The sequence below is a fragment of the Streptomyces sp. NPDC001020 genome (assembly GCF_053599115.1).
The window spans coordinates 1-9,206 of record NZ_JBSFLQ010000083.1; the positions used below are offsets into that span (position 1 = coordinate 1).

Annotated in this window: 9 protein-coding genes and 1 pseudogene; 7 read left to right on the top strand and 3 right to left on the bottom strand. The window is 68.4% G+C overall.

Translation table 11 applies throughout. The features are described 5' to 3' along the window. The 3 genes and pseudogenes from ACWDEX_RS36805 to ACWDEX_RS36815 form a co-directional block, all read right to left on the bottom strand. Nucleotides 1-347: pseudogene (locus ACWDEX_RS36805) on the bottom strand (IS5/IS1182 family transposase); the annotation flags it as partial. A gap of 374 nt (nucleotides 348-721) precedes the next feature. Further along, nucleotides 722-1,522: a substrate-binding domain-containing protein gene (locus ACWDEX_RS36810; RefSeq protein WP_450468990.1), complete on the bottom strand. Its 801-nt coding sequence runs from the start codon at nucleotides 1,520-1,522 to the stop codon at nucleotides 722-724. 288 nt (nucleotides 1,523-1,810) lie between these two features. Further along, nucleotides 1,811-2,725, bottom strand: a complete 915-nt coding sequence (locus ACWDEX_RS36815; RefSeq protein WP_450468992.1) for a hypothetical protein — start codon at nucleotides 2,723-2,725, stop codon at nucleotides 1,811-1,813. 463 nt (nucleotides 2,726-3,188) lie between these two features. Between ACWDEX_RS36815 and ACWDEX_RS36820 the strand changes: the two genes are divergently transcribed. The 7 genes from ACWDEX_RS36820 to ACWDEX_RS36850 all read left to right on the top strand — a co-directional run. Next, a complete protein-coding gene (locus ACWDEX_RS36820; RefSeq protein WP_450468993.1) occupies nucleotides 3,189-3,335 on the top strand; it encodes a hypothetical protein in 147 nt (48 codons plus the stop codon). Nucleotides 3,336-3,386: 51 nt separating this feature from the next. Further along, a complete protein-coding gene (locus ACWDEX_RS36825) occupies nucleotides 3,387-3,902 on the top strand; it encodes a GFA family protein (RefSeq protein WP_450468995.1) in 516 nt (171 codons plus the stop codon). Nucleotides 3,903-4,112: 210 nt separating this feature from the next. Then, entirely contained in the window at nucleotides 4,113-5,657 is a 1,545-nt protein-coding gene (locus tag ACWDEX_RS36830) for a methyltransferase (RefSeq protein ID WP_450468997.1), read from the top strand. Next, entirely contained in the window at nucleotides 5,654-6,754 is a 1,101-nt protein-coding gene (locus tag ACWDEX_RS36835; protein ID WP_450468999.1) for an NUDIX hydrolase, read from the top strand. Before ACWDEX_RS36830 ends, ACWDEX_RS36835 begins: the two co-directional genes overlap by 4 nt. Nucleotides 6,755-6,993: 239 nt before the next feature. Further along, complete coding sequence (locus tag ACWDEX_RS36840) at nucleotides 6,994-7,428, top strand: NUDIX hydrolase (RefSeq protein WP_450469001.1); 435 nt, start codon at nucleotides 6,994-6,996, stop codon at nucleotides 7,426-7,428. Between the two features lie 172 nt (nucleotides 7,429-7,600). Beyond that, nucleotides 7,601-8,923 carry a UDP-glucose dehydrogenase family protein gene (locus tag ACWDEX_RS36845; RefSeq protein WP_450469003.1) on the top strand — a complete coding sequence of 441 codons (1,323 nt, stop codon included), beginning with the start codon at nucleotides 7,601-7,603 and terminating at the stop codon, nucleotides 8,921-8,923. Nucleotides 8,924-8,971: 48 nt separating this feature from the next. Beyond that, nucleotides 8,972-9,206, top strand: a 235-nt coding sequence (locus tag ACWDEX_RS36850; protein ID WP_450469005.1) for a hypothetical protein, incomplete at its 3' end; no start/stop codon positions are given.

The following is a 9,206-nucleotide window of genomic DNA, read 5'->3' on the forward strand; positions in this document are numbered from 1 at the left end:
TCCTGCCGGTGGGAGCGGGTCTTGTGCACGTGCCGGGATTCCGGATCGACGGTGGAGATCATCCGGTCGTAGGCGGTGCCCCGAGTGATGCGCCACCGCCCGTCACGGCCATCGGAGTCCTCGGCCGGCTCCACGTCCTGGCCTGCGACCAGGGCCAGCAGCCCGACCGCGTTCGCCGCCTTCTCACCCAGCTCCTGCTCGGGCAGATGCCCGAGGAGTCTGAGCGCGTCACCGACCAGGCCGTCAACGAGTGCGGCGCGGGCCTGCTCGTCATTCCAGGCGATCCTTGGTTTGCCCGGATCGCTGTAGTCATGCGCGGTGCACTGCACGGCTGCCACCTTGACTGCGGCTTCGGCCCGGCCCGACTCACCGGTCCAATGGGCCAGTTGGTGCCGCAGCGCCAAGGTGTGCGTGTTTCGCCGTCCCAGAACGCGTTCCGCTTCCGCGACCAGTTCCCCGTACCGTTCCGCGGCCAGCTCCGCGTTGCCCTGACGCCTGGTCAGCTCAGCTATCTGGCCGCCCTCCCGTAGCGCCGCGACGAACTCATGGGGAACCGGCGTTGTTTCGCGCCGTCTGCCCAACCACCTCATCGAGCCTCCCCGTTGTCGTAGCCGGACGCGTTCCGGGTTGCCAGTATGCTCTACCCAAACGATTGCGCCAATCGTTTGGGTAACACTGTCCTGGGTTCGCGGGATCGGAATTGGTGGATGGCGAGGCGAAGTTACGCCTTCCCGCTTATCCCAGGATCGGCCTGCGCCGTGCCGGTGGAGGCCTGCACGAGATCGGCCTGAGCGTCTCCGAGACGACGGTCTCGCCCGCGATACGGCGCAGGAGCAGACATGCGGCGTGTCGGCTTTTTCTGCCCGGCCATCGGCGAGTGAACGCTGGTGAGCGGGACGGGCAGCTCGGCGGCGAGGAGGGTGTCGTTGAAGTCTGCCAGCGCGAGGTCCTCGCTCAGACGCGGGCTCAGGTCCCGGGCTGCGCCGATGGTGCCGATCGCCGCGAGGTCGTTGACGGTGAAGATTGCGGTCGGCCGGTCGGGTCCGTTCAGCAACTCGACGGTAGCGCGGTGCCCGCCGGTCGTGTCGAAGTGGCAGTGCCGCACCCCGTGGGCGGACAAGGGCAGGCCGGCCTCACGGTAGCGGTCGGTGCCGCCACTGGCGCAGGGTTCACCGGCGATGACGGCCACCCGATGGTGGCCCAGGGCCAGGGAGTGCTCGGCCACGAGTCGCCCGCCGAGGTGGTCGTCGCAGGTGGACCGTCGGGTGGCCGACGTCGGTGCGGCGGTTGACGAGCGCGAAGGGCGCGCCGTCCAAAAGGGAAGAGGACCCCGACCAAGTTGCTGCGCCGGGTGCGCAGGCTGGTGGCGAGCGGGTTGGGCCGGTAGCCGAGTTCGTCGGCCAGCTTCGTCGTGGGTGTCGGTGACCAAGGTGGAGAGCCCCCGCAGGGTCGCCTCCTCCTCCACACCCTCGGAGATGGTGGCGACCACGGTCTCCGACAGCGGCTGCGAGCTGGTCAGCATCGCGACGACGTCCTCGCTCGTCTACGCGTCGAACAGCACACGCACTGGGCCAGTGGCCGCGAGGTCAGTCGCATGACGTGGGATCGCCCGCCGATAACCGTAGCCCGAGACTCGGGGAGGAGATCCGACCAGGGCTGGTTGTTCGGCCTCGAAGCCGCCGATTGCAGGCTCGTTGTCATCGCGCCACAGCAGACGCAGCCGGTAGAGGTGGTCCCGTTGAGTGGCGTTGCTGCGCCCCTCCATATGTGTCCAAGCCGTGTCACGGTGGGCATCCGGAGGGGTCGGCGTTCACACCCGAGGCGTACGGAGGTCGGACCGGTGAGCCGCAGGCATCGGCCATGCGCGGGTGGGTGCGTAGTCGACCTTGAGATTGTGCAGTTGAGTGGCGAGCAGGTGGCTCGCCGCCCGGGCCCAGTTTTGGCGGTTCGTCACTGGATGTGGACCATCCAGGATGGACATGGTGAAGTGGTAGGTGGACAGGGCCTTGTCCGTCCTGGTTCTAGTCTGTTCCTCGGATGCTGAGCGGGAGAGGACCAGTACCGCCGGTTCCCGGTTCTCGGCGATGGCGGCGACGAGGCGGGCGTGACCGTCCAGGATCACGTAGCAGTTGAGCCCGCTGAACCACCAGAGCAGTGCGGGCGGCAGGATGCCTTCCCGAGCTTGCTTGCGGTACGCCTTCACCCTGCCGTCGTCCGGCGGTGGCATCTGCCGCAGGGGTATGACTCTCCATGAGCCGGTGAGCCAGTCAATGTAGCCGTCCGGATGATCGTCGAGCAACAGGGAACGCCATTGACCGGCCGCCCCGTCTCCGGTCCGGGTCATCCCTTCCCGGGCGAGCCGCTGGGAGAGCACCCACCGTCCCTCATGGAGCGGACCGATGGAGGAGGTTTGCAGGGCATTGGCAAAGCGATGCGCCCAGCGGGCGTACCAGGACGGTTGCTCTCGTTCGGTGACCGCGCGCACCTCGGTGGCCCGCAATGGGGCGATGGGTGATCGGTAGTGGTCCGTGCGGGAGTATTCGCCTCCGCCTCGGTCGTCGTCGATCTTGGCGAAGAGCACCGCGTCCGGCCCCTGCGACAGGACTATCTGATTCCCGTTGGCCACCTGCGGCCGCAGCCCCGGCTCGGTCGCATGCTGAAGCTCCATGTAGAGGCCGACCCAGGATTCGCTGTCGGTAGCCGCTGTCAGATTCGTCCGGTGCACCGGACGAATTCTAATGCTGCACCGTGTCAGAGCGTTGAAGATGCTTGTGCATGAGCTGGGTCGTTGAGACGGAGGCCGCAAGCGCAGTCGAGGGCTTCTTCGGGTGATACTGAGCGGGACCCGCTGGGCAGGATGTTGTCCTGGTAGCTGTCGCGGCTTGCGAGGTAGACGACGAAGCCACAGGTATGCAGGACGTCCTCCGAAGCGCAGACGGTGCAGCGGCAGGGCCTGCCCGCCTGGCAATGCCCCAGTGATGTAGGCGAACCTGGTACGAAAGCGCACGTGGACACCTGCCACCTGCGGCCAGCGTGAGCGAGCGAACATGGCAGGTCAGGCGATGCCGCAAGTGGTACTGCATCGACTCCGTCGGGTTCGTCAGCTTGATGCCCATCCCGCCTGCTCCCGCCGGCGTCCGCCGTGATCCACTCCAGTCGGCGGGACACAGGGGCGGAGGGCGGTCGGGGTGGCACGGACGCACGCGGTGCAGTTGGCGCTGGACGAGGAGGCGCGCGCGAAGCTGGAACGCGGCGATCGCCCGGGGCCAGTGCGTGAACCGAGCTGGCACACCGCGCGGCGACTGACCAAGGCCGGACGGCCCCCCGTCATCTGAGCCCTGAACGACCGCCGCACAATCCGGCAGACGACTTCGAACGAGGAGACCATGTCCCCTGCACCCCACCGGCCCGGACCTGACCACCCCACCCATCCCACCGATGCAAGCGACCGCTCAGACAGCAATGCCGCGCTGGTCGTCGGCAGGGCTGGATCGAAGCCCAAAGCACGCACGGGACGCTGCCTGTGCGGCGACACCGTGTACGAGGTGGACGGTGCCCCGGACGATCCACACCTTTGCTCATGCCGGCACGAGACGCGCATCTCCGGCAGTCCTGCAGTCCTGTGGGTCGGTTTCCGTAAGGACAGGCTGAGGTGGGTCGGTCCGGGCGGCGAGCCGACGTGGTACTCGAGCTGGCCGACCTTGCACCGCGGCTTTTGCCCTCGTGGAAGTCAGCTCGTCTCGGTCGCCGAGGGCTCGGGCATGATCATGGTCACCGGCTTCAGCCTCGACGACCGCAGCGGCACCGATCCCGTCGGACATTCGTATCGCGAGGAGGCTGTGCCGTGGATGACCATCGCCCTCGCCCCCGATCCGCTCGAGCCGCAGCCTGCTTCAACGTGAACATGAGTGGCGCGCGGCAGCAGATCACCGCCGTCGCTGTTCCTGACATACGGCCTGAAACCGGCTGAGGTGGCCCAGTTCCCGGCGGGCACCGCGACCTTCAACATGGGAAGGAGCTGACGTCCACACTCCACGCCGGAGCCTTCCGGGGCTGCAGACGTCGGCCGGCCCGCCCCCTCGCAGTACCAGCTCACAAGGGAGGTGCCCCTCGTGTTCACCACGCAGGACGAATGGAACAACGGCTACGCCGAATGCTGCCGCTACCGTCAACTAACCGGTGTCGAACGGTCGTTGCTTGTCAATCTTCTACCGGCCCCTGCTGAATGCCGGGCTCTCGACGTCGGGTGCGGCGTGGGTGAACTCGCCGCGTTCCTGTCTTCGCTGGGTTACCGCGTCGACGCCGCCGACTGGTCCGACAACGCCCTGGCCGAAGCAGCCGCCACTCACTCGAGGGCCGCTCGGTGGCTGCGTCTGGACATCGAGGACGATGACGGGGGTCCTCTGCACGCCGACGGGTATGACCTCATCACCCTCCGGTTTGTGTATCCCTACCTGACGCACCGCGACCGCACTCTGCGCGCCCTCGGCCGCCGTCTGCGCCCCGGCGGGGCACTTGTGGTCATCACCCCGCTCTCCGCCGACACCCCGGCTGAGCAATGTGACATCGCCCTCGATGAGGACGAACTCGCCCGACTGCAGGTTGGCTGGTCCACGGTCGAACGGCGCGACAGCGAGGGCCTCGCCGTGGTCGTCCTGCGCGGCCCCCACGCGGAGGACAGGGTTCCGGCGCAACACGCCGCGATTTCCACACCGCCTTCGTCGGCCCGCATGGCCGGCCCGGTGGTAGATGGTCACGCGCGTGAACACCACATGCACCTGCTGCCCCGCTACTACGGCCAAGTGGAGGCAGGGCGCAAGACGATCGAGGTGCGCGTGGGCACTCCCACGAAACGGGCAGTCGAGGAAGGAGACACGATCGTCTTCCACGACCGGGGCAGCGACCGGCAACTCGACGTTGTCGCACGGCGGATCACGGCCTACGCCTCCTTCGACGAGCTGCTTGACGCGCACGATCCCCGACGCATCGACCCCAATGCCTCGCGCACGGAGCTACTCGACGCGCTCCGCGGTATCTACCCACCGGCCGAAGAGGAACTGGGCGTCCTGGCGTTCGAGTTCGATCACAGGCCGGCACGTCCGGGCCGCCCACTGCCCATGAGTGCGGCCGCGTACGTACAGACGGTGCCCCACCACACGGTGTACGGCTGCCTGTATGTCCGCGACGAACACGATCGGCCCGTTCAGCTGCGCTCGGTGTACGGCAATCGGCTCTGGCAGCTTCCCGGCGGCAACACCGACGCCGGCGAGGATCCCCTGGGGACCGCGTGTCGTGAAGCCGCCGAGGAGACCGGACTCGAACTCGGCCAGGGTCGGCCCCGCCTGCTGCTGATGCACTACCTCCACCCCGGCCCCCGCTGGCCGATGGGCCACATCGGATTCATCTTCGACGGCGGCAACCTCACCACCGAGCAGCTGCGCCGGATCCGCCTCGACCCGGCTGAGCACGACCTGTGGGCGATCCACGATCTCGACGAGTGGCGGCGCCTGATGGGCGACGAGTCCTTCGCCCGCCTCGAGGCCATCGAGCGTGCCCGCACCGGACACGGCCCGCAGTACCTCGTCACGGGGTCCGCTGACCACCCGCGCAAGGCCACATCGCCCGTCCCCACCCCCCAACTGGAGGCACAGACGTGACCACATCGCGCGACAATCTGCCCAGCAGCTCGCTGACCGATGAGGAGTACGGGGCATTGCGGGCCTCGGCATCCTTGTGGGCGGGGACGTCCGTGCTCGCCACTGATACCTGCGGACGGGTCCTGGTCCAGAAGGTCGACTACCGGCCGCAGCGGCTCCTGCCCGGCGGGGCCGTCGACCCGGGCGAAGCCCCCTCCCGAGCAGCGTCCCGGGAGCTTCAGGAGGAACTCGGCGTCACCATGACCATTGACCGCGGCCTGGCCGTGGACTGGGTACCACCCACCACCCCCGGCCTCTCCCCCGCCCTGCGGTTCCCCGGCGAACTGCTCTTCGTCTACGACGGCGGCACCTGGGACACCGCCCAGATCGACACGATCCGCCTCCCCGAAGGCGAAGTCATCGGCGTCGACTTCGTCGAGCCCGCCGACCTCCCCGACCTGATGTCACCCGGCGACGCCCGCCGCGCTCTGGCCGCGCTACGTGCCCGGACCAACGGCGCGGGCACCGTGTTACTGGAGGACGGACATCCACTCGCCCCCACCCTGCTCGACCACGTGCACGCCTTCAGCCGGCAGCGCGCCACCCATCACTGGCCCTGGCACCCGGAACCCGTACCGGCCGGGACCCCGGTACGGCAGTGCTGGGGCTGGCTCTTCACCCCCGACGGCCGCGTCCTCGTACTCCTCGACCCCTCGCACGGCGCCTCCTGCCTGCCCGGCGGTACACCCGAGCCCCAGGACCAAGGTGATCCGGCCGCCACCCTCATCCGCGAAGCCGTCGAGGAAGCCGCCGTCCAGATCAGCACGCCAGTCTTCCTCGGCCACCTCTGGAACGAGGACCCCGACAGCGGGCCGTACGCCCGCGTCCGCATGGCAGCCACCCGCACGAACATCGGCCCCTCCCGGCCCGACCCGGCAACCGGCCAGACCTATATCCGGGCACTCGCCACCCCCGAACAGGTCATCGAGATGTTCAACTGGGGCCCCGCGGCCATCGACCAACTCGCAGCGGTCCACCGGGAACGGGTCAGGCTCGGCCTGCCCCGCGCCAGCCGCCGGTGCGTGACCCTCATCCCCGACGACGAAGCCCTCCCATGAACTTCGACCAAACAGGAACCGGGCGCTGACATTCAGGCAGCCAACCCGCCCGCTACGGCCCCAGCGGACCCTTGCTTGGACCGCGAAGCCGGGCCGGACGATGGCCAGATCAAGTCCCACGCGCTGTGACTCGCCAGGATCGCCCCGCCGCGTCGGCGACGGCGTCGCCGGAGGCGGAGGCGGAGGCGGCCGACCAAGATGATCACCGGTTCGATCACCTGAGGAAGAAGGGTGCTTTCATGCTCGAAAAGGTCACCGAGGACAAGGTGCTGTGCTACGTCGTGCGCGACGGAAAGCTGCTGGTCTTCCGGCACACCGACTACAGCTACGAGGAGGTCGGCATCCAGGTTCCGGCCGGCAGCATCCGCGAAGATGAGACGCCGGAGGCGGCGGCGCTGCGCGAAGCCCGCGAGGAGACCGGCCTGAAGGGCTTCGCGATCATGCGTAAGCTCGGCGAGACCGAGTACGACATCAGCCCGTACCGGTTCGAGCTCCAGCGCCGGCACGTCTTCCACCTGAAGCTGACCGAGCCCACTCCGGAGCGTTGGATGAGCCAGGAGGACCACGACAGGGAACAGGAGCCCACGCATTTCGAGTGCTTCTGGATCCCGCTGGAGGCCGCCCACATCCTGCAGTCCGGCCAAGGCGCCCTGCTGGGACGCCTGTACGACTGATCCCCGATCCACCCTCAGGGCAAGCGCGCGGACCACCCTGCCCCGACGGCTTCTGCTTCTTCGACGTCCTGTTCAGTCTGAGGGGATACAGCATCCCAGCCCGGCCCCTGTCGATAGCGTCAGGAGTGCCCGCTTGTGCGTTCCATGACCATCACCCACATCAAGGAGAGCTATGCGCGTTTCGGTGATCGGCTGCGGACACCTCGGTATCCCCCACGCCGCGGCTATGGCAGAGATCGGCCACGAGGTGATCGGTGTGGACACCGATCACACGAAGGTGGACCGGCTCAACGCCGGTGAGTGCCCCATCTACGAGGCGGGCCTGCCCGAACTCCTCACGGAGCACACCGCCGGCGGGCGGCTGCGCTTCACCACCGACGTACAGGAAGCCGCCGTCTTCGCCGACCTGCACTTCCTCGGCGTGGGCACGCCCATCGACTCCGACGGCCGCTCCTACGACACCGGGCAGGTCTTCGGCGCTGTCCGCCAGCTCGCCCCTCACTTGACCCGGGCCTGCACGATCGTTGGAAAGTCCACGGTCACCGTCGGCACAACCCTCCAGCTCACCCACCTTGTTCAGCGCCTGGCCCCAGCCGGCGAGCTGGTCGACGTCGTGTGGAACCCCGAGTTCCTGCGCGAGGGCCACGCGGTCCAGGACAGCCTGCGGCCCGACAGGATCGTCGCGGGGCTGACGACCGCCGCCGCGGAGAAGGCGATCCGGGACGTCTACGCCCCGATCCTGGAGGCCACAGGTATCCCCCTGTTCATCACCGACCCGGCAACCGCCGAACTCGCCAAGGGGGCTGCCAACACCTTCCTCGCGCTCAAGATCTCGTACATCAACGCGGTCGCGGACATGTGCCAGTCCGCCGTCGGCGACATCTCCCAGATCGTGGACATCCTCGGAGTCGACGGCCGTATCGGACGCGGCAGCATGTCTCCCGGGATCGGCTACGGAGGCGGCTGCCTCCCCAAGGACGTCCGCGCCTTCACCGCGTCCGCAAGGCAGCTCGGCGCAGACAGGGCCGCCACGCTGCTCCGCGCCGCCGAGGAGGTCAACGAGTCGCGCACCGCCACAGCGGTCGCCATCGTGACCAAGGCGCTCGGTCGTCCGGTCGCAGGCGCGGCGATCACCGTGTGGGGTGCCGCGTTCAAGCCCGGCACGAACGACGTCCGCGAGTCCCCCGCGCTCGCGCTCGCGCAGGCCCTCCACCAGGCCGGCGCGCTGGTGACCGTGCACGACCCGCAGGCCGTCCGGACCGCCATGCACCGCAACCCCGAACTCGAATACACCGACGACCTGAAACAGTCCGTCGACGGTACCCACGCGGTGGTGCTGGCCACCGAGTGGCCCGAATACCGGCAGGTCGACCCCACAGCGCTGACCGACCGTACGGCCGAGCCGCTGATGGTCGACTGCCGCACCACCCTTGACCCAGCCCGCTGGCGCACAGCCGGCTGGACCGTGCACCAGATCGGGCGGCCCCAAAAGTAGCCCCGGCCCGCAGGGACGCGGTCCGGCCAACCGATCCGAAGAAGAACCGTGGATCTCCTTGAGAACGGCACGGTCACGCCACCCGGCCTGCCCCATCTCCTCCCCGTTCTGCTCCGCTCCGCCCTCCCTCGACTGACCACCGCCCCCTACGCCCACTTCACCACCGACGACCTGCTGCACGCTCTAGCTGTACTGACCCGTGAGGTTGTGGACGCGGCTGGCGGGTGGTTGGCCCTTGAGCGCGGTGTGTCCGCGGTGGTGATTGTAGGTGTGCAGCCAGGCC